Raw genomic sequence first — 25,433 nt, 5'->3', positions numbered from 1 at the left:
TTCCGAAGAGTTTGTGATATTTTTCTCTGAAACCCTTGCAAATTTGGTTAAAAATGTTATCATAGTATACAAGGTTTTGAATTTTTAGACAATTCGAAAAAAACAACTACTAAAGGAGGTCCATGTGAAGAAAATTGAACTTGAAGAAGCACGCTCTGGTGCTGATTTGATTCTTGATACACTTCTTGAACTTGGGATTTCAACTATCTTTGGATATCCTGGCGGAGCGGTTCTTCCTTTGTATGATGCTATTTACAAAAATGACAAGATTAATCATATCTTATCTCGTCATGAGCAAGGAAGTCTGCACGAAGCTGAAGGTTATGCCAAATCAACTGGTAAACTCGGTGTTGCTCTTGTAACGAGTGGTCCTGGTGCCACTAATGCTATTACAGGGATTGCAGATGCTATGAGTGATAGCGTACCTCTCCTAGTCTTTACTGGTCAGGTAGCAACATCAGGTATTGGTAAGGATGCCTTCCAAGAGGCTGACATTGTCGGAATTACCATGCCGATTACAAAATACAATTATCAGATTCGCGATACAGCTGATATTCCTCGTATTATTAGGGAAGCGGTTCATATTGCAACAACTGGTCGTCCTGGTCCGGTTGTTATCGACCTCCCTAAAGATGTCGTAGCTAAGGAAACAGCCTTCATCAACGATCCTGAAATTAATCTTCCAAGTTACCAACCGACGCTAAGACCAAACGAAATGCAAATCAAGAAAATCTTGAAGCAGTTGGGGAAAGCTAAGAAACCGGTTATTGTAGCTGGAGGTGGGGTGTCTTATTCTGAATCTGCTAAGGAGCTAGTTGCTTTTGCAGAACGCTACCAAATCCCAGTTGTCACAAGTCTTCTAGGACAAGGGACAATTGCTACTAGTCATCCCCTTTTCTTGGGTATGGGTGGTATGCACGGTTCATATGCGGCTAACATTGCTATGACGGATGCTGACTTTATGATTGCTATTGGTTGTCGTTTTGATGACCGTTTGACAGGTAATCCTAAAACATTTGCTAAGAATGCTAAGGTTGTCCATATTGATATAGATCCAGCTGAGATTGGTAAAATTATTGCAGTGGACCTTCCAGTTGTTGGTGATGCCAAGCAAGCTCTTGAAATGCTCTTAGCAGAACCAGTGGTTCAGAATAACACTGAAAAATGGATTGAAAAAGTCACAAAAGACAAAGAGCGTGTACGTTCTTACGATAAGAAAGAACGTATGGTACAGCCTCAGGCAGTTATCGAGCGTATCGGTGAATTGACTAAGGGTGATGCTGTTGTTGTTACTGACGTTGGTCAACATCAAATGTGGACAGCTCAGTATTATCCATACCAAAATGAGCGTCAACTGGTGACCTCAGGTGGTCTTGGAACAATGGGATTTGGTGTCCCAGCAGCAATTGGTGCCAAAATTGCTAATCCTGATAAAGAAGTTATCCTCTTTGTTGGTGATGGTGGTTTCCAAATGACGAACCAAGAATTGGCTATCTTAAATATTTACAAGGTGCCAATCAAGGTTGTTATGTTGAACAACCACTCACTTGGTATGGTACGTCAATGGCAAGAGTCCTTCTACGAAGGGCGTACATCAGAGTCAGTCTTTGATACCCTCCCAGATTTCCAATTGATGGCTCAAGCTTACGGCATTAAGTCCTACAAGTTTGATAATCCAGAGACAATTGATCAGGATTTGGAAGTTATCAAGGAAGACGTACCAATGTTCATCGAGGTGGATATCTCTCGTAAAGAGCATGTCTTGCCAATCGTTCCGGCTGGTAAGAGTAATCACGAAATGTTGGGGGTGAAGTTCAATGCGTAGAATGTTAACAGCTAAACTTCAGAACCGTTCGGGTGTCCTTAACCGCTTCACAGGTGTTCTTTCACGACGTCAAGTTAATATTGAAAGTATCTCTGTAGGGGCTTCTGAGGATCCTAACGTTTCACGTATTACGATTATTATTGATGTGAATTCTCAAAATGAAGTGGAACAAATCATCAAACAGCTTAATCGTCAGATTGATGTGATTCGTATCCGTGATATCACGGATCAGCCACACTTGGAACGTGAAGTTATCCTAGTTAAGGTGTCAGCACCAACCTCTAAGCGTGCTGAAATCTTGGCGATTATTCAACCTTTCCGTGCATCGGTGGTTGATGTGGCACCAAGCTCTATCACTATCCAGATGACTGGTGATGCTGAAAAGAGCGAGGCGCTTCTACGAGTTATTCGTCCTTACGGAATAAAGAATATCGCTCGTACGGGTGCTACTGGATTTACCCGTGATTAAAAAATCCAACCTAAATTTGTTAACCCAGCCTTAAAAAGGCAATAAAATATTTTTTTAGAAAAGAGACATATTACTATGGCAGTTCAAATGGAATATGAAAAAGACGTAAAAGTAGCAGCACTTGACGGTAAAAAAATCGCCGTTATCGGTTATGGTTCACAAGGTCATGCGCATGCACAAAACTTGCGTGATTCAGGTCACGATGTGATCATCGGTGTTCGTCCAGGTAAATCATTTGATAAAGCTAAAGAAGATGGTTTTGATACTTACACAGTAGCAGAAGCAACTAAATTGGCTGATATCATTATGGTTTTGGCACCAGATGAAATTCAAAAAGATATCTATAAAGATGAAATTGAGCCAAACTTGAGTGCAGGCAAAGCTCTTGGTTTTGCACACGGATTTAACATCCACTTCGAATTCATCAAGGTTCCTAAAGATGTTGATGTCTTTATGGTTGCTCCTAAAGGACCAGGTCACTTGGTACGCCGTACATATACAGAAGGCTTTGGTGTTCCTGCACTTTACGCAGTATACCAAGATGCTACAGGTAATGCTAAAGATATCGCTATGGACTGGGCTAAGGGTATTGGTTCTGCACGTGTTGGATTACTTGTAACAACATTTAAAGAAGAAACTGAAGAAGATTTGTTTGGTGAACAAGCGGTTCTTATGGGTGGGTTGACACACCTTATTGAAGCTGGTTTTGAAGTCTTGACTGAAGCAGGCTATGCACCACAATTAGCTTACTTTGAAGTGCTTCACGAAATGAAATTGATTGTTGACTTGATCTACGAAGGTGGATTCAAGAAAATGCGTCAATCATGTTCAAATACTGCAGAATTTGGTGACTTTGTAACTGGTCCACGTGTCATCGGTCCAGAAGTCAAAGAAAACATGAAAGCTGCCCTTGCTGATATCCAATCAGGTAAATTTGCACGTGAATTCGTTGAAGACCATGATGCTGGCTTCCCACGTTTGAAAGCTTACCGTAAAGAAGCTGAAGAGCTTGAAATTGAAAAGATTGGTGCTGAATTGCGTAAAGCAATGCCATTCGTTGGTCAAAACGACGATGACGCATTCAAAATCTATAACTAATGTGATAGTCTCAAAAACCAGTCTAGTACTGGTTTTTTGTGTTCTGAAGAGAGTAGTTGGGAATCCGACTGCTCTTTTTGGGTAAAAAAACTCACTCCATTAAGGAGTGAGAATAGCTATAAATTAGTAAGTCAAGACAAAGTTTTTCTTCTTACCACGACGGATAACAGTAATTTCATTATCAATTTTATCTGCATCTGAGAGGGTGTAATTCAAGTCTTGTACACGTTCACCATTGATGTAGATAGCACCGTTTTGGACATCTTCACGTGCTTGGCGTTTAGAAGGTGAAATCTTAGCATTGACGAGAAGTTCAACGATGTTCAGATTTTCATCTGCTGAGATCTCATAAGTTGGGACACCGTTAAGGGCAACTTTAAGGTCACGTGCTGAGAGAGCTTTAAGGTTACCAGCGAAGAGTTGTTCAGTGATGTGAACAGCTTGTTCGTAGGCTTCTTTACCGTGAACCAAAGTAACAACTTCGCGAGCCAAAACCTTTTGTGCTAAACGTTGGTGACGAGCTTGGTCAAATTCTTTACCGATTTCTTCGATTTCTTCAAGTGACAAGAAAGTGAAAATCTTCAAGAAGCGAACAGCATCATCATCCATAACGTTGAGCCAGAATTGGTACATTTCGTAAGGTGTTGTTTTAGTAGCATCAAGCCAGACAGCGTTACCTTCAGATTTACCGAATTTTTTACCAGTTGAATCTGTGATAAGTGGCACTGTAATGACGTGTCCAGATTTATCTGCTTTACGACGCAAGAGCTCAGTACCTGCTGTCATATTACCCCATTGGTCAGAACCACCAATTTGGAGGGTTACGCCGTACTTATCGTTGAGTTCATAGAAATCGTAACCTTGCATGATTTGGTAGGCAAACTCAGTGTAAGAGATACCTGTTTCAATACGTTTCTTAACAGATTCCTTACTCATCATGTAGTTAACTGTGAAGTATTTACCCACGTCACGCAAGAAATCGATGAAGCTGACTGAACCAAACCAATCATAGTTGTTAACCATAACGGCTTTGTTGTCACCATTTTCAAAATCAAGGAAACGAGAGAGCTGACCTTGGATTTTTTCAACCCAACCTTCAACGGTTTCTTTGGTTTGGAGGCTACGTTCAGCATCTTTAAATGATGGGTCACCAATCAAACCTGTTGCACCACCAACGAGGGCGTAAGGTTTGTGTCCAGCCAATTGAAGTCGGCGACTTGTAAGGATAGCTACAAGGTGTCCAAGGTGGAGACTGTCTGCTGTTGGGTCATAACCAGTGTAGTATGAGACTGGTCCCTCTTCAAAGGCTTTTACAAGGGCTTCTTCATCTGTGGTTTGAAAAATCAAGCCACGTGCTTTTAGTTCTTCAAAAATTGTCATGATATTCTCCAATAAAGTATATTCTGCACCATTATACCAAAAGAAAGTAGGCCTATGCAAGCTTTGTCAAAGTTTGTTATAATAGGCTTTGAGGTATTTCTATGAATTTTGAAAAAATAATAAATTATTTTAGACGATTAGGGCAGGCTATTCGCACAAAGTTTGCTGGTTCTAGGTCTAAAAGAGGGGATAAATCTTTTAATGAAAGGAAAGCTACAACTGATTCTAAGTGGAATCGTAAGCAAGTTAGAAAGTCGCCTGAGGACCGGATGACACTCTTAGACATGGGTGATGTTTTCTTAAAAACCTTAAAGCTTTTGTCTGATTTCTTTTATGTGGTTATTATCGTCCTTACCTTGTTCGGTGCAGGAATTGGTTTGGGTTATTTGGGGAGTCAAATTGAGTCTGTTCCGTCGATTAAGGACAAAACCTTGTTGAATCAGATTAGTGAGGTTAGTTTGGTATCTTCGATGAGCTATTCCGATTCCAAGAAGATTGCGGATATTGACACTGACTTGCTGAGAACACCTATTGAGAGTGATGCGATTTCTAACAATGTCAAGAATGCCATCATTGCGACTGAGGATGAAAATTTTAAGAAGCATAAGGGTGTTGTGCCAAAGGCAGTATTTAGGGCTTTGGTGTCATCAGTTTTGGGAGTTGGCTCTTCAAGTGGAGGTTCGACGCTAACACAGCAGTTAATAAAGCAACAGGTAACAGGGGATGCGCCAACCTTTAAACGTAAGGCGGCAGAGATTATCTATGCCTTACAATTGGAGCGTCGTGTTTCTAAAAATGAAATTTTAACCGATTATCTGAATGTTTCTCCTTTTGGACGTAATAACAAGGGGAAAAATATTGCTGGTATTGAGGAGGCTGCTCAAGGTATCTTTGGGGTATCTGCGGCAGATTTGACAGTTCCTCAGGCAGCCTATCTGGCAGGTTTGCCACAGAGCCCGATTGTCTACTCCCCTTATACAGCTGATGGACAATTAAAAAACGCAGAGGATCTTTCTTATGGCTTGGCACGTCAACAAGATGTACTCTACAATCTTTATCGCGGTGGCTATCTAGATAAGTCGCAGTACGAAAGCTATAAGAATTATGATATCACTAAAGATTTCAAGGCTGGTGAGAAGTCTGATGCCGTAAGTCATGACTATTTGTACTATTCTGTCATGTCTGAGGCTCAGGGTGTCATGTATGATTACCTCGTTAAACATGACAAGGTATCGAGTCAAGAGTTGAAAAATGATAAGACAAAGGAAAGCTATCGTGAGAGGGCTCTTCAAGAGCTCCAAACCGGTGGCTACAGCGTTAAGACAACTATTGACAATGCAGTTTATAATGCGATGCAAGATGCTGCGAGTCAATATGGTGGCCTCCTTGACCAAGGAGGTAATAGTGGAGTTGAAGTCGGAAATGTGCTCATGGATAATGCGACCGGAGCAATTCTAGGATTTGTTGGTGGTCGTAGTTACGAAAATAACCAAAATAACCATGCCTTTGATACGGCACGCTCCCCAGGTTCCTCTATTAAGCCTATTATCGCTTATGGAATTGCTATTGATCAAGGTTTGATGGGTAGCTCAAGTATCCTTTCTAACTACCCAACTAATTTTACGGGTGGAACGCCTATTCTCCATGATGGTGATAAGGGTACAGCTATGATGAACCTACAAGAGGCACTCAATACCTCATGGAACATTCCAGCCTTTTGGACTTATCAAATGCTTCAACGTCATGATGTTGATGTTGAGGGTTACATGACCAAGATGGGTTATAAGATTGCTAACTACAATATCGAAAGTTTACCTCTTGGCGGGGGAATTGAAACTACGGTTGCCCAGCAAGTAAATGCCTATCAAATGCTTTCCAATGGTGGCGTCTATGAGAAGGGCCATATGATTGATAGTATTACTGACCGGACTGGCGAAGTTATCTATCAGCATAAATCTGAAGGAGTTCAAGTTTTTTCAAGGGCTACGGCTAGTATCATGGATAACTTACTCAAAGAAGTGGTAGTTAAAGGAGCAACAACTCAATTTCATTCTGAATTGAAAAATGTCAATGGTGCAGCAGCCTCAGCGGACTGGATGGGTAAAACAGGAACGACAGATAACTTTGCGGATGCTTGGCTGATTGTGTCAACGCCTGGTATTACTCTTGGTGGTTGGGCCGGATATGATAATAATACACCAACCAATTCTAAAACGGGTTACATATATAATTCCCAATATATGGCTCGTTTGACTTCCGCTATCTATAATGCTAATCCAGGTATTTTTAAAACGGGAGATAAGTTTAATATCGATTCAAGTGCCATTAAGGCAAGTGTGCTTAAATCAACAGGTCTTAAACCAGCAACAGTGTCTGTCAATGGTCGTAATGTTTCTGTAAGTGGTGAAATGGTTGATACTTACTGGGCTAAAAATGGACCTGGAGATACGACTTACAAGTTTGCTATTGGTGGAACCGACAGTGACTATCAAAAAGCCTGGTCTAGCATTCTTGGAGGGCATTAGGAATTGCCAAGAAAACTTGCAAAAAAGTAAAAAATTAGGTATAATGTAGACAACTATTTGTCGTCTTACTTGGTTGAAATATTGTCCAATCAAGAGATACAGCAGTTAAATCAACGTTTTTTCGGTCAGATTTAGCTGCTATTTTTGTGCTTATTTTTAGGATTTCCAAGTGTTGTAACGCATATTTAAAGGTTCTAAAAATTCACAGATTAAGTTATCGCTTATCATTAATCAGTTAAGTGGATCTTAGTGTTTAATCACTTGTCAATGGGACAAGCAACTGAAAAAGGCAGAAGACAAATATTTAAAGTGCACGACTTGCAAAGCAGGTCTCGAATGTAGAAAAGGAGTAGAAGACTTGGCAGGACATGACGTTCAATACGGGAAACATCGTACCCGTCGTAGTTTTTCAAGAATCAAAGAAGTTCTTGATTTACCAAACTTGATTGAAATCCAAACGGATTCATTCAAAGAATTCTTGGATACTGGTCTTAAAGAGGTTTTTGAGGATGTACTTCCTATCTCAAACTTCACAGACACTATGGAATTGGAATTCGTTGGTTACGAATTGAAAGAGCCTAAGTATACACTTGAAGAAGCTCGTATCCACGATGCATCATACTCAGCACCTATCTTTGTGACTTTCCGTCTTATTAACAAAGAAACTGGTGAAATCAAAACTCAGGAAGTCTTCTTCGGAGATTTCCCTATTATGACTGAGATGGGTACTTTCATCATCAATGGTGGTGAACGTATTATTGTTTCTCAGTTGGTGCGCTCACCTGGTGTTTACTTTAACGATAAGGTTGATAAAAACGGCAAAGTGGGTTATGGATCAACAGTTATCCCTAACCGTGGGGCATGGCTTGAGCTCGAAACAGATTCAAAAGACATCGCCTACACTCGTATCGACCGTACACGTAAGATTCCATTCACAACGCTTGTGCGTGCGCTTGGATTCTCAGGTGATGACGAAATTGTTGATATCTTTGGTGATAGCGAGTTGGTTCGTAACACCATTGAAAAAGATATCCACAAAAACCCAGCAGATTCACGTACTGATGAAGCACTTAAAGAAATTTATGAACGTCTTCGTCCAGGTGAACCAAAAACTGCCGACAGCTCACGTAGCTTGCTTGTAGCTCGTTTCTTTGATCCACGTCGTTATGACTTGGCTGCTGTTGGTCGTTACAAAGTCAACAAAAAACTTAACATCAAGACACGTCTTTTGGGACAAACAATTGCTGAAAACTTGGTAGATCCTGAAACAGGTGAAATCCTTGTTGAAGCTGGTACTGAAATGACACGTGATGTGATTGATTCAATCGCAGAATACTTGGATGGTGATTTGAACAAATTTGTATACACACCAAACGATTATGCGGTGGTTACAGAACCTGTTGTTCTTCAAAAATTCAAGGTTGTTGCACCAAATGATCCAGATCGTGTGGTTACAATTGTTGGTAATGCCAACCCAGATGACAAAGTTCGTGCTTTGACAACAGCGGATATCTTAGCTGAAATGAGCTACTTCCTCAACCTTGCTGAAGGTATCGGTAAAGTAGACGATATCGACCACCTTGGTAACCGTCGTATCCGTGCCGTTGGTGAATTGCTTGCTAACCAATTCCGTATTGGTTTGGCTCGTATGGAACGTAACGTACGTGAGCGTATGTCAGTTCAAGATAACGAAGTCTTGACACCACAACAAATCATCAATATTCGCCCTGTAACTGCAGCTGTTAAAGAATTCTTTGGTTCTTCACAGTTGTCACAGTTCATGGACCAACACAACCCATTGTCAGAGTTGTCACACAAACGTCGTTTGTCAGCCTTGGGACCTGGTGGTTTGACACGTGACCGTGCCGGATATGAAGTTCGTGACGTGCACTATACGCACTACGGTCGTATGTGTCCAATTGAAACACCTGAAGGACCTAACATCGGTTTGATCAATAACTTGTCTTCGTACGGACACCTTAACAAGTATGGTTTCATTCAAACACCATATCGTAAGGTTGACCGTGCAACTGGTAAAGTAACCAACGAAGTAGTTTGGTTGACTGCCGACGAAGAAGATGAGTACACAGTTGCTCAGGCTAACTCTAAATTGAACGAAGATGGAACATTTGCAGAAGAAATCGTTATGGGTCGTCATCAAGGTAATAACCAAGAGTACCCATCACACCTTGTAGATTTCGTGGATGTTTCTCCTAAACAGGTAGTTGCCGTTGCGACAGCATGTATTCCTTTCTTGGAAAACGATGACTCTAACCGTGCCCTCATGGGTGCCAACATGCAACGTCAGGCTGTGCCTTTGATTGATCCTAAAGCACCTTATGTTGGTACTGGTATGGAATATCAAGCTGCCCACGATTCAGGAGCTGCAGTTATTGCTCAACACGACGGTAAAGTTGTCTACTCTGATGCTGATAAAGTTGAAGTTCGTCGTGAAGATGGTTCTCTTGATGTTTATACTATTCAAAAATTCCGTCGTTCAAACTCAGGTACTGCCTATAACCAACGTACTTTGGTTAAGGTTGGCGATATTGTTGAAAAAGGTGATTTTATCGCTGACGGTCCATCTATGGAAGGTGGAGAAATGGCCCTCGGTCAAAACCCTATTGTCGCATACATGACATGGGAAGGTTACAACTTCGAGGATGCCGTTATCATGAGTGAGCGTCTTGTGAAAGATGACGTTTATACATCTGTTCACTTGGAAGAATTCGAATCAGAAACACGTGATACAAAGCTTGGGCCTGAAGAAATCACACGTGAATTGCCAAACGTTGGTGAAGAAGCCCTCAAAGACCTTGACGAAATGGGTATTATCCGTATCGGTGCTGAGGTTAAAGAAGGTGACATTCTTGTTGGTAAGGTAACACCTAAGGGTGAAAAAGACCTTTCTGCTGAAGAACGTCTTCTCCACGCTATCTTTGGTGATAAATCTCGTGAAGTACGTGATACATCACTCCGTGTACCTCACGGTGGTGATGGTGTCGTTCGTGATGTTAAAATCTTCACACGTGCAAACGGTGATGAATTGCAATCAGGTGTTAACATGCTTGTTCGTGTTTACATCGCTCAAAAACGTAAGATCAAGGTCGGAGATAAGATGGCCGGTCGTCACGGTAACAAAGGGGTTGTTTCTCGTATTGTTCCTGTTGAAGACATGCCTTACCTTCCAGACGGTACACCAGTTGATATCATGTTGAACCATCTTGGGGTGCCATCACGTATGAACATCGGTCAGGTTATGGAACTTCACCTTGGTATGGCTGCTCGTAACTTGGGTATCCACATCGCAACACCAGTCTTTGACGGGGCAAGCTCAGAAGACCTCTGGGATACTGTTCGTGAAGCAGGTATGGATAGTGATGCTAAGACAATCCTTTACGATGGACGTACAGGTGAACCATTTGATAACCGTGTGTCAGTTGGTGTCATGTACATGATCAAACTTCACCACATGGTTGATGATAAACTTCACGCTCGTTCAGTAGGTCCTTACTCACTTGTTACCCAACAACCTCTTGGTGGTAAAGCACAATTTGGTGGACAACGTTTCGGTGAGATGGAGGTTTGGGCCCTTGAAGCTTATGGTGCATCAAATATCCTTCAAGAAATCTTGACTTACAAGTCAGATGACGTTAACGGACGTTTGAAAGCCTATGAAGCTATCACTAAAGGTAAACCAATTCCAAAACCAGGCGTTCCAGAATCATTCCGAGTACTTGTTAAAGAATTGCAATCACTTGGTCTTGATATGCGTGTCCTTGATGAGGATGACTACGAAGTTGAATTGCGTGATCTTGATGAAGGTGAAGATGACGATGTCATGCACGTCGATGATCTTGAAAAAGCACGTGTACAACAAGCCAAAGAAGCTGCTGAATTAGAAAAAGCTAAAGAAGAAGCTTCAGATAAAACAGAATAAATAAGCTTTAGAGAGGGAGTTCACTCTCTCTGCTAAGGTAGCTGATAAAGGTGAGAATAGCGCTGCTATTGTCAATAGAACAAAAGAAAGGTAATACTAGTGGTTGACGTAAATCGATTTAAAAGTATGCAAATCACACTAGCTTCACCAACTAAGGTCCGTTCATGGTCTTATGGTGAAGTTAAGAAACCTGAAACAATCAACTACCGTACGCTCAAACCAGAACGCGAAGGTCTCTTCGACGAAGTAATCTTTGGTCCTACTAAAGACTGGGAATGTGCGTGTGGGAAATACAAACGTATCCGTTATAAAGGTATCGTTTGTGACCGCTGTGGTGTTGAAGTAACACGTGCTAAGGTTCGTCGTGAACGTATGGGTCACATCGAGTTGAAAGCACCAGTATCACACATCTGGTACTTCAAGGGAATCCCTTCTCGTATGGGATTGACTTTGGACATGAGTCCTCGTGCGCTTGAAGAAGTTATCTACTTCGCAGCTTACGTGGTTATCGATCCAAAGGAAACACCACTTGAACCAAAATCTCTCTTGACAGAACGTGAATATCGTGAAAAATTGCAAGAGTATGGACATGGTTCATTTGTCGCTAAAATGGGTGCAGAAGCTATCCAAGACCTCTTGAAACAAGTGGATTTGGAAGCTGAAATTGCTGAACTCAAAGAAGAGTTGAAGACAGCAACTGGTCAAAAACGTGTTAAAGCTGTTCGTCGTTTGGACGTTCTTGATGCCTTCTATAAGTCTGGTAACAAACCAGAATGGATGGTTCTTAACATCTTGCCAGTATTGCCACCAGACCTTCGTCCAATGGTTCAATTGGATGGTGGACGTTTTGCGGCATCAGACTTGAACGATCTTTATCGTCGTGTTATCAACCGTAACAACCGTTTGGCTCGTTTGCTTGAATTGAATGCTCCAGGTATCATCGTGCAAAACGAAAAACGTATGTTGCAAGAAGCGGTAGATGCCCTTATCGATAATGGACGTCGTGGTCGTCCAATCACTGGACCAGGTAGTCGTCCACTTAAATCTTTGAGCCACATGCTTAAAGGTAAACAAGGTCGTTTCCGTCAAAACTTGCTTGGTAAACGTGTTGACTTCTCTGGACGTTCCGTTATCGCCGTTGGTCCAACACTTAAAATGTACCAATGTGGTGTGCCACGTTTGATGGCCATCGAACTTTTCAAACCATTTGTGATGCGTGAAATCGTTGCGCGTGAATACGCAGGTAACGTGAAAGCCGCTAAACGTATGGTTGAACGTGGTGATGAACGTATTTGGGATATTCTTGAAGATGTTATCAAGGAACACCCAGTACTTCTTAACCGCGCACCTACCCTCCACCGTTTGGGTATCCAGGCCTTTGAACCAGTATTGATTGATGGTAAGGCCCTTCGTCTTCACCCATTGGTATGTGAAGCCTACAATGCCGACTTTGACGGTGACCAAATGGCCATCCACGTTCCATTGTCTGAAGAAGCTCAAGCTGAAGCACGTTTGCTCCTTCTTGCGGCTGAACACATCCTTAACCCTAAAGACGGTAAACCGGTCGTAACGCCATCTCAGGATATGGTTCTTGGTAACTACTACTTGACTATGGAAGAAGAAGGCCGTGAGGGTGAAGGTATGGTCTTCAAGGATATTGATGAGGCAGTTATGGCTTATCGTAATGGTTATGTTCACTTGCATAGCCGTGTCGGTATCGCAGTAGACAGCATGCCTGATAAACCTTGGAAAGAAAACCAACTTCATAAGATTTTGGTTACAACTGTTGGTAAGATTCTCTTTAACTCAATCATCCCAGCAGAAATTCCATATCTTCAAGAAACAACAAATGAGAACTTGACAGATAGTACACCAGATAAGTACTTCCTTGAACCAGGTCAAGATATCCAAACAGTTATTGATAGTTTGGAAATTAATGCACCATTCAAGAAGAAAAATCTTGGTAACATCATCGCTGAAACCTTCAAACGTCTTCGTACGACTGAAACATCAGCCTTCCTTGACCGTTTGAAAGACCTTGGTTACTACCACTCAACACTTGCTGGTTTGACAGTGGGTATCGCCGATATCCCAGTTATCGATAACAAACAAGAAATTATCGATGCTGCTCACCACCGTGTTGAAGAAATTAACAAGGCCTTCCGTCGTGGTTTGATGACAGATGATGACCGTTATGTTGCTGTTACAACAACATGGCGTGAAGCGAAAGAAGCCCTTGAAAAACGTCTGATTGAAACACAAGATCCTAAGAACCCAATCGTTATGATGATGGACTCAGGAGCCCGTGGTAACATCTCTAACTTCTCTCAACTTGCCGGTATGCGTGGTTTGATGGCCGCTCCTAACGGACGTATCATGGAATTGCCTATCCTTTCAAACTTCCGTGAAGGTTTGAGCGTTTTGGAAATGTTCTTCTCTACTCACGGTGCGCGTAAAGGTATGACCGATACGGCCCTTAAGACAGCCGACTCAGGTTACCTTACTCGTCGTTTGGTTGACGTTGCCCAAGATGTTATTATTCGTGAGGATGACTGTGGAACAGACCGTGGTCTTCTCATCCGTGCGATTACTGATGGTAAAGAGGTTACGGAAACACTTGAAGAACGTCTTCAAGGTCGTTACACTAAGAAATCAGTTAAGAATCCTACAACAGGTGAAGTAATCGTAGGTCCAGATACTTTGATTACTGAAGACATGGCTGCTGCTATTGTCAATGCTGGTGTTGAAGAAGTAACTATCCGTTCAGTCTTTACATGTAACACACGTCACGGTGTCTGCCGTCACTGTTACGGTATCAACTTGGCAACAGGTGATGCGGTTGAAGTTGGTGAAGCAGTTGGTACTATCGCCGCTCAATCTATCGGGGAACCTGGTACACAGCTTACTATGCGTACCTTCCACACCGGTGGGGTAGCCTCAAATACCGATATCACACAGGGTCTTCCACGTATCCAGGAAATCTTTGAAGCACGTAATCCTAAAGGGGAAGCGGTTATCACTGAAGTTAAGGGTACTGTTATTGAAATCGAAGAAGATGCTGCAACACGTACTAAGAAAGTCTTCGTTCAAGGTAAGACTGGAATGGGTGAATACGTTGTTCCATTTACAGCTCGTATGAAAGTTGAAGTGGGTGACGAAGTACACCGTGGTGCGGCCTTGACAGAAGGTTCAATCCAACCTAAACGTCTCCTTGAAGTACGTGATACCTTGTCAGTTGAAACTTATCTTCTTGCAGAAGTACAAAAAGTTTACCGTAGCCAAGGGGTAGAAATCGGTGACAAACACGTCGAAGTAATGGTTCGTCAAATGCTTCGTAAAGTACGTGTTATGGATCCAGGTGATACAGATCTCCTTCCGGGTACACTTATGGACATTTCTGACTTCACAGATGCTAACAAGGATATTGTTATCTCTGGTGGTGTTCCTGCAACATCTCGTCCAGTCCTTCTTGGTATTACGAAAGCCTCACTTGAAACAAATTCATTCTTGTCAGCGGCTTCCTTCCAAGAAACAACACGTGTCCTTACAGATGCAGCTATCCGTGGTAAGAAAGACCATCTCCTTGGTCTTAAAGAAAATGTTATCATTGGTAAGACTATCCCTGCTGGTACAGGTATGGCTCGTTACCGTAACATTGAACCACTTTCAGTTAACGAAGTTGAAGTTATTGAAAACATTGCTGTTGATGAAGCAATTGTGGAATCATCTGAAGACTAAAACGAAAGCAAAAGAACTCACAATGAATTGTGGGTTCTTTTCGTATTTATATGACTAGAATTTCTTCTATTTTTGATAAATATAAAATATAAGACCATTTTTTTTATCTTTTCCAGAAAATTTTGTATAATAAGAACACCAAAGATGAAGTGAGAAAGAAAAATGTACCAAGTAGTTGAAATGAAAGGGGATTTGGAACCGTGGTGGTTCCTAGAAGGCTGGCAAGAGGATATCATCAGTACTAAGGAATTTGAAAATTTTTACGATGCCCTCAAGTACTATAAAAAACTTTGGTTTGCGATGGAAGAAACCTTGCCAAGTTATATCAGCCGTAGTAGTGTCATGACTGCTTTTTGGGATCAAGAGGATAAGCACTGGTGTGAGGAGTGTGATGAATACCTGCAGGTCTATCAATCAATTGCTCTTTTGGATGATTGGCAGGAAATTCCTAAGGAAAAATACCGTCCGGGATATGAAAAGCGAAATGACCTTCCAAATCATGCCCACTGTAAAATTAAACGTTAAATAAAGCAGAAGCTCGAAATTTTCGAGCTTTCAGATTGAAGACAAAGTCCTCAGAAGTTATACTTCTGGGGACTTTTCTTGCTTTGAAGGAGTATAATAAAAGAAAAAGGTATTTGATGAGGTGTTCCTATGTTTCACAAAGAAAATCCCGAATACAATCGACGTCAAGTAGGATTCTATACGCTTGACGAACTTGTGCCTAAAGACCATTTTCTAAGAAAAGTCGAGGAAACGATTGATTTCTCTTTTATTTATGATCTTGTCGAAGATAGTTATTCCTCGGATAATGGTCGCCCTAGTCTAGACCCCGTTTTATTAGTTAAAATTCCGTTGATTCAATGTTTTTATGGCATTCGTTCTATGCGCCAAACCATTAAAGATATTGAGGTGAATACAGCCTACCGTTGGTTTCTTGGCTTATCTCTGGACGATAAGGTACCACATTTTACAACTTACGGTAAGAACTATAGCCGACGCTTTGAAAACAAGGAAGTGTTAGCACACATTTTTAGTCATGTGCTTCATCATGTTTTGGAAGCGGGGCTCATTGATCTCTCAGAAATCTTCATTGATGGGACCCATATCAAGGCAGCTGCTAATAATCATAAGTACAAAAATGTTGTTATTGATCAAAAAGCTAAATTCATGAGTGAACAACTGGAGATTGAGATTAATTTAGATAGGAGAAAACACGCAAAAAAGCTCTTAAAGCCCGCCAAAAAAAGCGAGGCTAAACCTAAGAAACAATCAACGACGGACCCAGACAGTGGTTGGTTTCATAAGGGAGAACATAAGGAGGTCTTCGCTTACAATGCTCAAGTAGCTTGTGATAAACACGGCTGGGCTTTAGCTTATACGGTTGAAGCAGGAAACATCCATGATAGTCAGGCTTTCTCTGCTCTTTTTGTCAAACTAGAACCATTCTCACCTGAATTCATTATTGCGGATTCAGGCTATAAAACACCTAGTATTGCCAAGTTTCTTCTAGAAAAAGGGATTACACCAGTTTTCCCTTACACTAGACCAAGAGGTAAGAAAGATTTTTTACGTCCAAAAGACTTTGTCTATGACGAGCATTTTGATTGTTATCTTTGTCCTGAGAACCAGGTGTTAACTTATCGTACAACTACACGTGAAGGTTATCGAGAGTATAAAAGTAATCCTAAAATTTGTAAGACCTGTCCCTTGTTAGCTATTTGTACAGAAAGTCGCCAGAACCAAAAAGTTGTTGTGCGTCATATTTGGAAAGATGCCCTAGAAGTCTGTGAAGATATTCGCCATCAAAGTGGTATGAAAGAACGGTATCAACACCGGAAAGAAACGATAGAACGGTTATTCGGAACAGCTAAAGAATATCATAACTTACGTTATACCAGAGAAAAAGGAAAGTCCAAAATGGAGGATAAGGTTGGGCTTACTTTAGCGTGTCTAAATATCAAAAAATTGGTAAAAATGATGACAGGAAAGACCTATAATTTTACCCAAATATCTCAATATTATTGGATTATAGGAGAATTAGGTAAGAATATAAAAAAGACAAACATCAAAAACGATGTTTGTCTTCATTCTGGAAGCTCGAAATTTTCGAGCTTTTTTTCATTTTCTTAAACTTTTTACGAATAGGTCTATGAGGAGGTCCTTATGGTAACAGAATTTGCTAAGGAAATGATCAAAAATGCTGATAGTTGTGGGGCTCAAGACATCTATGTCATTCCACGTCAGGATAATTACGAGCTCTATATGCGAGTTGGCCAGGAGAGGAGATTAATTGATGTATATCGGCCTGATTTCATGGCTAGTCTTATTGGTCACTTTAAATTTGTAGCGGGAATGATGGTGGGTGAGAAGCGTAGGAGTCAACTAGGTTCCTGTGACTATGATTGTGGTGATGGTCAAAGAGTTTCTCTGCGTTTGTCTACCGTTGGGGATTATCGTGGCTTAGAAAGTTTAGTTATTCGTGTTCTACATTCCGAACGTCGAGAATTAGTGTACTGGAATCAAGGAATCCAGCCTATTATGGATGCTTTGGATTATCGTGGATTATATCTCTTTGCAGGTCCCGTTGGTTCTGGAAAGACTACGCTTATGCATGAGTTGGTTCAGGAGCGTTTTAAGGGGCAGCAGGTGATTTCGATTGAGGATCCTGTGGAAATTAAACAGGATAATGTTTTGCAACTTCAGGTGAATCAAGCAATTGACATGACCTATGATAATTTGATTAAGCTATCACTGCGTCACCGCCCGGATGTTTTGATTATTGGAGAAATTCGAGATAAGGAGACTGCTCGAGCGGTTATTAGAGCTAGTCTGACGGGAGTGACTGTTCTTTCAACTATTCACGCAAAGAGTGTGGCAGGTGTTTATGAGCGTCTTCTGGACCTTGGTGTAGATAAGTCTGAGTTGGATAATGCCCTTCAAGGGATTGCCTACATGCGTCTGATTAAGGGAGGAGGTGTGATTGATTTTGCCAGTGAAAATTTCCAAAGTCATTCGTCAACCAGTTGGAACCAGCAGTTGGAAGGCTTGGTTAAACAAGGATATCTCACTGAAGGGGATATCCAAGGGGAAAAAATTAAAGATTAATCAGCAACTCAAGGTTATCCAGCTTTTCAAACAACTTTTAAAGGCAGGGTTTACCTTGACTGAAATCGTAGCCTTTTTGGAGCGAAGTCACTTGTTGAAAGAATCGTCCTTGTCTCTTATGAAAGCGAGTTTAATGCGAGGTGACAGGTTGGACCAGATGTTTGCGTCAGTGGGCTTTTCGGACAATATTGTTACTCAGATTGCCCTTGCTGATAAGCACGGTAATCTTCTAGGGAGTTTAACTAAGATTGAAACCTACATGCTTCGTATGACCAAGGTTCGTAAGAAACTCATGGAGGTAGCGACCTACCCTATTCTACTTCTGGGTTTCCTGATTCTGATTATGTTGGGGCTCAAAAATTATCTTCTGCCTCAACTGTTAGAGGGGGATGGTAAGGAGAATTGGGCTGTACAGTTGGTTCAAATTTTTCCCCAGCTCTTTTTTGTGATTTTGTGCGGACTGCTTGTATTAAGCTTAATTCTCTATCTATGGGTGAAACGCCAGTCAGCCCTTGTCTTTTATCGACGAATGGCAAAAATCCCTTTTATAGGCCAAACTGTCAGGCTATATATGACCGCCTATTATGCTAGGGAATGGGGAAATCTCTTAGGGCAAGGTATTGACTTGCTAGACTTAGTTGCCCTAATGAAAGAGCAAAAATCAAAGCTCTTTCGTGAGCTGGGGGCTGATTTAGAAGAAGCCTTGATGCTAGGACAGAGTTTTCCTGACCGTATTGCTAGTCACCCTTTCTTCACTAAGGAACTATCCTTAATTATTGCTTATGGAGAGGCTAATGCTAGGTTGGGCTATGAGTTAGAAGTCTATGCTGAAGAGGTTTGGCAGACTTTCTTCAACCGTCTTAATAAGGCAACAACCTTTGTGCAACCCCTCATTTTTGTTATTGTTGCTGTCGTGATTGTAATGATCTATGCAGCCATGCTATTACCAATGTATCAAAATATGGAAGGAATGATGTCATGAAAATGATGTTGAAAAAATTGAATGCCGTTAAACTACGAGCTTTTACACTGATTGAAATGCTGGTCGTGCTTCTCATTATCAGTATTCTCCTTTTGCTCTTTGTACCTAACTTGAGCAAGCAGAAGGATTCTGTTAAAGAGACTGGAAATGCGGCTGTGGTCAAGGTCGTGGATTCTCAAGCAGAACTTTATGAAATGAAGAATAATAAGACAGCTAGCTTAGCTGCTCTTGTTTCAGAAGGTCAAATCACGCAAAAACAGGCAGATTCATACAATGATTATTATGCGAAACATGGTGGCGAAAGCCGCTCAGTGGCCAATTAGAGCCTTTACCTTGTTGGAGAGTCTGGTGACTCTAGCAGTGGTTGCCTTTCTCACTCTGAGTTTATCAGGCTCAGTCACAGGTATTTTTCAGCAGGTTGAGACTAATCTTTTTTATCTGCGCTTTGAGTACCTATACCGAGATAGTCAGCGCTTGGCAGCGGCGGAAGGGTCCAATGTTGAATTGCAGTTGTCCAAGGATAAAATCAGTAACGGAAAATCCAGTCTGGTGATTCCTAAAAATATACATCTGGATAAGGGGCAGACGCTAGTGTTTGATGCCAAAGGAGGCAACTCTAGCCTCACAAAGATTCGTTTTTCAAGTGATAAGGAGGTGGTGACCTATCAGCTTAACATGGGCAGCGGTAAATATAAAAAGACGGTCTCTTAGAGGCTATATTCTTATCGAAAGCTTGGTAGCAATGGCTGTCTTAGTACTTGTCAGTGGTCTTATCTTGAATCAGATCAATACCAATCGTAGACTAATGGCTGAGAATCTCCATCAACAAGAGGTCTTGAGTGTGGCAACCATGGCTGTTCAGACCAAACAGGATCAGTTGACCTTAAATGGTATCACAGTGACAGTAAAACGTAGCAAGCAAGGTATCGCGGTTTATGAATCGGGAAAGGAGATTATTCATGTCTCTAAATAGTAAGGTTCGCGCCTTTACCCTCTTGGAATGTCTAGTGGCCTTGTTGGTGATTGCTGGTTCAGTCCAAGTTTATCAAGGTCTGACTACAGTATTGGTGAGCAATGTTAAGCAGGTCAAGCAACAAGAAAACCAAGACTGGCTTCTATTTGTCCAACAAATGGAGGCAGAATTAGAAGGTTGTCAGTTGGTAAAGGTAGAGGGGAACAAACTCTATGTCAAGCAAGATAATCAAGACCTGGCTTTTGGACTCTCAAGTGCGACTGATTTTCGAAAAACAAATGCTGACGGTCGAGGCTACCAACCAATGCTTTTCAATGTAAAATCTAGTACGATTAGTCAAAATAACCAGATAGTCACCATCCAAGTGACTCTAAAAAACGGGCTACAAAGGAGTTTTGTTTATGCTTTTGAAAAAACAGGTTAGGGGAGGCGTTCTCCTCTACGCTCTTTTTATGGCTGGCATTTTCACACTTCTTCTTCATGTTTATCTGGAGCGGGTGGTTGCTAGCTCTAGACAAAACCAAGCGCAAATGACTTCCAGTCAAAGTCGTCTCATGGCAGAAATAACCATGGACTTGGCGGACAAGGAAGCTGGTGCTTTTAGTTTTTCTCAGGGAACTACGACCTACGAGGTTAAGGATAAACAAGTGATTGTTAGAGTTGCCAGTAAAGGCCAAATCAAGACCTATCGTTATGTGAAGAAGCAGGAGAAGAAATAGAAATTCTCTTCCCTTTTTGATATGATAGAAGGACGGAGGAAATCATGAATTTTGAAGCAATTGAGACAGCTTTTGAGCTGTTGTTAGAAAATGTCCAAACCATTGAAAATGATCTTGGAACCCATGCTTACGATGCACTTATTGAGCAAAATTCCTATTATTTGGGGGCTGAGGTAGCTAATGAAGTCATCATCAAAAACAACGAGAAATTACGTGCTCTTGATCTAAGTAAAGAGGAGTGGCGTCGTGCTTTTCAGTTCTTGTTTATCAAACTAGGGCAATTGGAAGCTTTACAAGCCAATCACCAATTTACACCAGATGCTATTGGATTTATCATTCTTTACCTACTCGAAGGTTTGACCAAGGACGACCAATTAGATATTTTAGAGATTGGTTCAGGGACAGGAAACTTAGCTGAAACCCTTCTAAATAATAGTCAGAAAACCCTTAATTATATGGGAATGGAAGTTGACGATCTCCTTATCGATTTGTCAGCTAGTATTGCTGATGTGGTGAATTCAAGTGCAGTTTACATCCAAGAAGATGCTGTTCGACCACACATTCTCAAAGAGAGTGATGTTATTATCAGTGACCTACCTGTTGGATATTACCCAAATGATGAGATTGCGAGTCGTTTCAAGGTTGCAGCAACTGGTGAACACACCTATGCCCATCACCTTCTCATGGAGCAATCACTCAAGTACCTGAAGAAAGATGGTATTGCTATTCTTTTGGCACCAACTAATCTTTTGACAAGCCCACAAAGTGACTTGCTTAAGAAATGGCTATCAGGATATGCTGATATTATTGCCGTTATCACTCTTCCAGAAGCAGCTTTTGGCAATAAACATAACATGAAGTCTATCTTCGTGCTTAAAAAACAAACTGAAAATGCTCCAGAGACCTTCGTTTATCCACTTAGCGATTTGCAAAACCCAGAGATCCTCAAGGATTTCACAGATAATTTCCAAAAATGGAAATCAGATAATTCCATTTTCTAGCAAAACATGTTAGAATAGGACTATATTATTGAAAGCGTTTTACAAAGAGGTGGCTTATGACAAAAACAATAGCAATTAATGCAGGAAGCTCAAGCTTGAAATGGCAACTATATGAGATGCCAGATGAAGTTGTTCTTGCTAAGGGTTTGATTGAACGTATCGGCTTGAAAGATTCTGTTTCAACAGTAAAATTTGATGACCGTTCAGAATCGCAAACCCTAGATATTGCTGACCATGTTCAGGCAGTAAAAATCTTGCTTGATGATTTGATTCGTTTTGATATTATCAAGAGTTATGATGAAATTACAGGTGTTGGTCACCGTGTGGTTGCTGGTGGAGAATATTTCAAAGAATCAAGCTTGGTGGATGAAGATGCCTTGGCTAAGATTGAAGAATTGTCAGCCTTAGCACCTTTGCACAATCCAGGTGCAGCTTCAGGGATTCGGGCCTTTAAGGAGCTCCTCCCAGATATTACGAGTGTTGCTGTTTTTGATACAGCCTTCCATACGTCTATGCCGGAAGTGGCCTACCGTTATCCAGTGCCTAATCGTTACTATACAGACTACCAAGTCCGTAAGTATGGAGCACACGGAACTAGCCACCAATATGTTTCTCAAGAAGCAGCTAAGTTGTTAGGTAAGCCAATTGAAGAAACTAAGATTATCACAGCCCATGTGGGAAATGGTGTTTCAATTACTGCCGTTGATGGTGGTAAATCAGTAGACACGTCAATGGGGTTGACACCACTTGGTGGCGTTATGATGGGAACACGTACTGGGGATCTTGACCCTGCGATTATTCCATTTGTTATCGACCGTGAGCCTGAAATGGCAGATGCTGAGCGTATCCGTCACGTCTTTAATAAGGAATCAGGTCTTCTTGGTATTTCTGAAAAATCAAGTGATATGCGTGATATCATTGCTGGTAAGAATGCTGGCGATGAAAAATGTGTGTTAGCCTATAATCTTTATGTGGATCGTTTGCGTAAATACATTGCTCAATACTTCGGTGTGTTGAACGGAGCGGATGCTATCGTCTTTACAGCAGGTATTGGTGAAAACTCTGCAGAAGTTCGTGCTTCAGTCTTGGATGGTCTCACTTGGTTTGGTATTGAAGTGGATCCTGAAAAGAATGTCTTTGGACATGTAGGCGACATTACAACAGCAGAGTCAGCTGTTAAAGTATTTGTTATTCCAACAGATGAAGAGTTGGTGATTGCGCGTGATGTTGAGCGCCTTAAAACTAAATAAGTTATCAAAAATTTGATAAGACCAGAAAAGTTGGCCGAGTGATTGGCTAGCTTTTTTGAATGCTCTGAAAGCATCATTTGTCGATGTCTATATATGTGTAATTCAATAAGTAAAGAAAACTTTACAAAAAATGTAAAAAAGACTTTACAAAATATGTAAAGTAGACTATACTATAAATGTAAAGTTAACTTAACAAAGAAAAGTAAGGAGTTTAACTATTTGAAAATAAACGATAAGGTTGAGGTACCACATGGAAACAAAAATTCAGGAACTTCGCAAGGCTAATAAGATTAGTCAGGCAGAGTTAGCAGATGAAATGGGAGTCACGAGACAGACCATCATTTCACTCGAAAAAGGTCGCTATAATGCGTCGTTGGAACTAGCTTTTAAAATTGCTAGATATTTTGGAAAGACTATTGAAGAAGTCTTTATTTTTGAGGAAGATTAAGGAGAAAAGATATGTTTAAACAAGTCATGAAGAAAATTGGTGTTATTGTTTTAGCGCTCACTCTACTAATCTTAGATTTAACACTATTAGGTGCTTTCCCGCTACTTACTCAGGATGGTAAGTTTTCACTTGTGGAGCAAATAGGTTACGGTATTTGGGCATTAGGGAGTTTGACTATTTTTATCGTGATTGCTTATAGATTTAAACTTTTATCGCTTAAAGAGATTAATTGGAGACGTCTCGTTGCGATTGCTTCTCTTAATCTCGTCATCTTTTTCCTAGGTGATCTTCTAGGGTATTTTATTGGTCAGTTAACACACAATGCGACTATGGAAAATCAAGATGCTTTAAATAAGATATTTATTCACGTACCATTCTATCTTCACCTAGTAGTCGTCGGTTTTATTATTCCGATTATGGAAGAAATCATTTTTAGGGGACTCTTAGCCAAGGTGCTCTTTGGAAAATACTTTAAGACGGGTCTTGTTATTTCCAGTCTTCTCTTTATGGCTGGTCACTCAGCATTTACGCTTCAGACAATTGTCATCTATGGTGTTATGTCAGCTGGTCTTGCGATAACATATTATAAGACTAAGCGTATCGAGTACAGTATGGGTGTTCATATCTTAAACAATAGCATAAGTGTACTACTCAGTCTTTTCGTTTAAGGTGAATGATTAAAGTTATCATTGAAAAAATGTATATTGCTCTTTTAAAGGATAATGAAGGGAGAATTAGGATATGTTAATAAAAATGTTATTAGGAAAGAGAAAAACAGAGGATGAGTTTAAGAAATACATTACACGAGTAGCATGTTCTCTTTTTTGCTTGGGTGTTTTGGGATTGTTTGTTGTTCGCTCTAACAGTCTTAGTGATTATGCTCTAGGCTTAGTTTTGGGACTTACCCTTGGGGTTTATGCCTTGTCAATCTATTATTTTGCGACACTTACCCATCCTAAACGCCTTCATCGGATGTATATTGCAGCTTACGATGAGCGAAATAAACAGATTTTAATGGCGTCAGCAGTTGCAACTCTGATTCTAGAGTTTTTGCTTATCTTTGCTTTAATCGCCCTATATGCCTTTGTCAATATTCAGTTGCCCTATGTTGCAGTCTTATCTGTCTTGCTCTATGGCTTAGTATTGGGATTTGCCCTTATTCGTATCATTCTATCTAAAATAGGGTGAGAGCCCATATTATCATGAAAAATTCACCTTTCGTGCTCTTATTATCTTGTCAAATAAGTTTTATTGTATTATAACAAAGATACAAATAAATGATGAAAAGAGGTGGCTTCTCATGAACAAAGGGTCAATTCTCAAACGCTTTCTCTATTTTTTACTAGCTTTCCTAATACTAATTATTGATCAAGTTCCAACCATCTATTTAGGTGTCAAAGATACAAGGTTAGTCTGTCTCTTAATTTTTGTCTTGCTTCTCATGAGCGCAGGAGCTCTTTTCTTAGGAAAACGTCTTGGGCTTTTCGAAGGCTTTAAGGCACTCTCTTCCCTGAAGGCCTGGGGGATGATTGGCTTGACCTACCTAGGTATTTATATCGTTACTAGGATTGGTTCTATGGTCATGATGATGGAAGGTGTTAGTAATAGCACCAATCAGGCAGCCATAGAAAATGCCCATATGAATCCCTTCCTTCTCATAACGTTTACGGTAATTATGGCACCGATTGTGGAAGAGCTGGTTTTTCGAGGGCTCCTCATGGGACGTGTCTTTACCCCCGATTCTATTGTTGGCTTGATTGTTAGTAGTTTACTTTTTGGTCTTGTTCATATGCCGAATAGTATTGGTGTTTGGATTATATATGCAGGTATGGGGTTCGCCCTTGGGATAGCATATCGTAAGTTTCAAAAGTTAGAGTACTGTATCATGGCGCATATCATTAACAATAGTATTGCGGTTTCAATGTTGTTACTCTTGCAATTTTTAGCGCCATATATCAAATAAAGCTCGGAAGATTC

Annotated in this window: 22 protein-coding genes; 21 read left to right on the top strand and 1 reads right to left on the bottom strand. The window is 40.8% G+C overall.

The window, feature by feature from the left end; all coding sequences use genetic code 11:
- The first annotated feature begins 124 nt into the window (after window positions 1-124).
- The 3 genes from V471_RS02045 (at window position 125) to ilvC (ending at window position 3,392) form a co-directional block, all read left to right on the top strand.
- On the top strand, window positions 125-1,825 hold the full coding sequence (locus V471_RS02045; protein WP_049527758.1) for an acetolactate synthase large subunit: 1,701 nt from the start codon (window positions 125-127) through the stop codon (window positions 1,823-1,825).
- The gene (ilvN, locus tag V471_RS02040) at window positions 1,818-2,294 is read left to right on the top strand and encodes an acetolactate synthase small subunit (RefSeq protein WP_002887025.1); all 477 of its coding nucleotides are present in this window, start codon (window positions 1,818-1,820) and stop codon (window positions 2,292-2,294) included. The genes V471_RS02045 and ilvN overlap by 8 nt, the downstream gene beginning before the upstream one ends.
- 75 nt (window positions 2,295-2,369) lie before the next feature.
- A complete protein-coding gene (ilvC, locus tag V471_RS02035) occupies window positions 2,370-3,392 on the top strand; it encodes a ketol-acid reductoisomerase (protein WP_002887024.1) in 1,023 nt (340 codons plus the stop codon).
- 123 nt (window positions 3,393-3,515) lie between these two features.
- Here ilvC and tyrS read toward each other — a convergent pair whose 3' ends face one another.
- Window positions 3,516-4,772 carry a tyrosine--tRNA ligase gene (gene tyrS / locus V471_RS02030; protein ID WP_049527761.1) on the bottom strand — a complete coding sequence of 419 codons (1,257 nt, stop codon included), beginning with the start codon at window positions 4,770-4,772 and terminating at the stop codon, window positions 3,516-3,518.
- Window positions 4,773-4,873: 101 nt separating this feature from the next.
- Here tyrS and pbp1b point away from each other — a divergent pair, with 101 nt between their 5' ends.
- The 18 genes from pbp1b (at window position 4,874) to V471_RS01940 (ending at window position 25,419) form a co-directional block, all read left to right on the top strand.
- The gene (gene pbp1b / locus V471_RS02025) at window positions 4,874-7,297 is read left to right on the top strand and encodes a penicillin-binding protein PBP1B (protein ID WP_049527762.1); all 2,424 of its coding nucleotides are present in this window, start codon (window positions 4,874-4,876) and stop codon (window positions 7,295-7,297) included.
- 358 nt (window positions 7,298-7,655) lie between these two features.
- Window positions 7,656-11,237 (top strand): DNA-directed RNA polymerase subunit beta, encoded by a 3,582-nt coding sequence (rpoB, locus tag V471_RS02020; RefSeq protein ID WP_084871059.1) that lies wholly within the window; start codon window positions 7,656-7,658, stop codon window positions 11,235-11,237.
- 99 nt (window positions 11,238-11,336) lie between these two features.
- A complete protein-coding gene (rpoC, locus tag V471_RS02015; protein ID WP_002887020.1) occupies window positions 11,337-14,975 on the top strand; it encodes a DNA-directed RNA polymerase subunit beta' in 3,639 nt (1,212 codons plus the stop codon).
- A 162-nt stretch (window positions 14,976-15,137) separates the two neighbouring features.
- Window positions 15,138-15,500 (top strand): DUF1033 family protein, encoded by a 363-nt coding sequence (locus V471_RS02010; protein WP_049529260.1) that lies wholly within the window; start codon window positions 15,138-15,140, stop codon window positions 15,498-15,500.
- A 129-nt stretch (window positions 15,501-15,629) separates the two neighbouring features.
- A complete protein-coding gene (locus V471_RS02005; RefSeq protein WP_084871058.1) occupies window positions 15,630-17,108 on the top strand; it encodes an IS1182 family transposase in 1,479 nt (492 codons plus the stop codon).
- Between the two features lie 33 nt (window positions 17,109-17,141).
- Window positions 17,142-18,083, top strand: a complete 942-nt coding sequence (gene comGA, locus V471_RS02000; RefSeq protein WP_002887018.1) for a competence type IV pilus ATPase ComGA — start codon at window positions 17,142-17,144, stop codon at window positions 18,081-18,083.
- Window positions 17,965-19,065: a competence type IV pilus assembly protein ComGB gene (gene comGB / locus V471_RS01995; protein ID WP_138261574.1), complete on the top strand. Its 1,101-nt coding sequence runs from the start codon at window positions 17,965-17,967 to the stop codon at window positions 19,063-19,065. Before comGA ends, comGB begins: the two co-directional genes overlap by 119 nt.
- 8 nt (window positions 19,066-19,073) lie before the next feature.
- A complete protein-coding gene (gene comGC, locus V471_RS01990) occupies window positions 19,074-19,388 on the top strand; it encodes a competence type IV pilus major pilin ComGC (RefSeq protein WP_037611125.1) in 315 nt (104 codons plus the stop codon).
- On the top strand, window positions 19,348-19,776 hold the full coding sequence (comGD, locus tag V471_RS01985; RefSeq protein ID WP_014632541.1) for a competence type IV pilus minor pilin ComGD: 429 nt from the start codon (window positions 19,348-19,350) through the stop codon (window positions 19,774-19,776). The genes comGC and comGD overlap by 41 nt, the downstream gene beginning before the upstream one ends.
- A gap of 31 nt (window positions 19,777-19,807) precedes the next feature.
- Window positions 19,808-20,038 (top strand): competence type IV pilus minor pilin ComGE, encoded by a 231-nt coding sequence (comGE, locus tag V471_RS01980; RefSeq protein WP_084871057.1) that lies wholly within the window; start codon window positions 19,808-19,810, stop codon window positions 20,036-20,038.
- Entirely contained in the window at window positions 20,025-20,462 is a 438-nt protein-coding gene (gene comGF, locus V471_RS01975) for a competence type IV pilus minor pilin ComGF (RefSeq protein ID WP_037601472.1), read from the top strand. The genes comGE and comGF overlap by 14 nt, the downstream gene beginning before the upstream one ends.
- Window positions 20,440-20,757, top strand: coding sequence for a competence type IV pilus minor pilin ComGG (comGG, locus tag V471_RS01970; protein WP_037601475.1), 318 nt, complete (start codon window positions 20,440-20,442; stop codon window positions 20,755-20,757). The genes comGF and comGG overlap by 23 nt, the downstream gene beginning before the upstream one ends.
- Before the next feature lie 44 nt (window positions 20,758-20,801).
- Complete coding sequence (locus V471_RS01965) at window positions 20,802-21,758, top strand: class I SAM-dependent methyltransferase (RefSeq protein WP_037601477.1); 957 nt, start codon at window positions 20,802-20,804, stop codon at window positions 21,756-21,758.
- 56 nt (window positions 21,759-21,814) lie between these two features.
- Window positions 21,815-23,008 (top strand): acetate kinase, encoded by a 1,194-nt coding sequence (locus V471_RS01960; protein WP_003095894.1) that lies wholly within the window; start codon window positions 21,815-21,817, stop codon window positions 23,006-23,008.
- Between the two features lie 250 nt (window positions 23,009-23,258).
- Window positions 23,259-23,456, top strand: coding sequence for a helix-turn-helix transcriptional regulator (locus tag V471_RS01955; protein ID WP_002885716.1), 198 nt, complete (start codon window positions 23,259-23,261; stop codon window positions 23,454-23,456).
- Window positions 23,457-23,467: 11 nt separating this feature from the next.
- Window positions 23,468-24,124: a CPBP family intramembrane glutamic endopeptidase gene (locus V471_RS01950; protein ID WP_084871056.1), complete on the top strand. Its 657-nt coding sequence runs from the start codon at window positions 23,468-23,470 to the stop codon at window positions 24,122-24,124.
- 73 nt (window positions 24,125-24,197) lie between these two features.
- Window positions 24,198-24,644 (top strand): CAAX protease, encoded by a 447-nt coding sequence (locus V471_RS01945; RefSeq protein WP_084871055.1) that lies wholly within the window; start codon window positions 24,198-24,200, stop codon window positions 24,642-24,644.
- Between the two features lie 112 nt (window positions 24,645-24,756).
- Window positions 24,757-25,419, top strand: coding sequence for a CPBP family intramembrane glutamic endopeptidase (locus V471_RS01940; RefSeq protein WP_084871054.1), 663 nt, complete (start codon window positions 24,757-24,759; stop codon window positions 25,417-25,419).
- The last annotated feature ends 14 nt before the right edge of the window (window positions 25,420-25,433 follow it).

This window comes from Streptococcus salivarius (assembly GCF_002094975.1).
Taxonomy (GTDB): Bacteria; Bacillota; Bacilli; order Lactobacillales; family Streptococcaceae; genus Streptococcus; species Streptococcus salivarius_D.
Note: the sequence above shows the minus strand (reverse complement) of the source record. Positions and strands in the feature narration are given on the sequence as shown.

Excerpts from the sequence above, each read along its gene's own strand:
- ilvC (WP_002887024.1), top strand. The coding sequence starts at position 2,370 with ATGGCAGTTCAAATGGAATATGAAAAAGACGTAAAAGTAGCAGCACTT.
- V471_RS01940 (WP_084871054.1), top strand. The coding sequence starts at position 24,757 with ATGAACAAAGGGTCAATTCTCAAACGCTTTCTCTATTTTTTACTAGCT.
- ilvN (WP_002887025.1), top strand. The coding sequence starts at position 1,818 with ATGCGTAGAATGTTAACAGCTAAACTTCAGAACCGTTCGGGTGTCCTT.
- V471_RS01945 (WP_084871055.1), top strand. The coding sequence starts at position 24,198 with ATGTTAATAAAAATGTTATTAGGAAAGAGAAAAACAGAGGATGAGTTT.
- V471_RS01965 (WP_037601477.1), top strand. The coding sequence starts at position 20,802 with ATGAATTTTGAAGCAATTGAGACAGCTTTTGAGCTGTTGTTAGAAAAT.
- comGF (WP_037601472.1), top strand. The coding sequence starts at position 20,025 with ATGTCTCTAAATAGTAAGGTTCGCGCCTTTACCCTCTTGGAATGTCTA.
- comGD (WP_014632541.1), top strand. The coding sequence starts at position 19,348 with ATGCGAAACATGGTGGCGAAAGCCGCTCAGTGGCCAATTAGAGCCTTT.
- V471_RS02010 (WP_049529260.1), top strand. The coding sequence starts at position 15,138 with ATGTACCAAGTAGTTGAAATGAAAGGGGATTTGGAACCGTGGTGGTTC.
- V471_RS02005 (WP_084871058.1), top strand. The coding sequence starts at position 15,630 with ATGTTTCACAAAGAAAATCCCGAATACAATCGACGTCAAGTAGGATTC.
- pbp1b (WP_049527762.1), top strand. The coding sequence starts at position 4,874 with ATGAATTTTGAAAAAATAATAAATTATTTTAGACGATTAGGGCAGGCT.
- V471_RS01950 (WP_084871056.1), top strand. The coding sequence starts at position 23,468 with ATGTTTAAACAAGTCATGAAGAAAATTGGTGTTATTGTTTTAGCGCTC.
- V471_RS01955 (WP_002885716.1), top strand. The coding sequence starts at position 23,259 with ATGGAAACAAAAATTCAGGAACTTCGCAAGGCTAATAAGATTAGTCAG.
- tyrS (WP_049527761.1), bottom strand. The coding sequence starts at position 4,772 with ATGACAATTTTTGAAGAACTAAAAGCACGTGGCTTGATTTTTCAAACC.
- comGG (WP_037601475.1), top strand. The coding sequence starts at position 20,440 with ATGCTTTTGAAAAAACAGGTTAGGGGAGGCGTTCTCCTCTACGCTCTT.
- comGE (WP_084871057.1), top strand. The coding sequence starts at position 19,808 with ATGGCTGTCTTAGTACTTGTCAGTGGTCTTATCTTGAATCAGATCAAT.
- V471_RS01960 (WP_003095894.1), top strand. The coding sequence starts at position 21,815 with ATGACAAAAACAATAGCAATTAATGCAGGAAGCTCAAGCTTGAAATGG.
- comGA (WP_002887018.1), top strand. The coding sequence starts at position 17,142 with ATGGTAACAGAATTTGCTAAGGAAATGATCAAAAATGCTGATAGTTGT.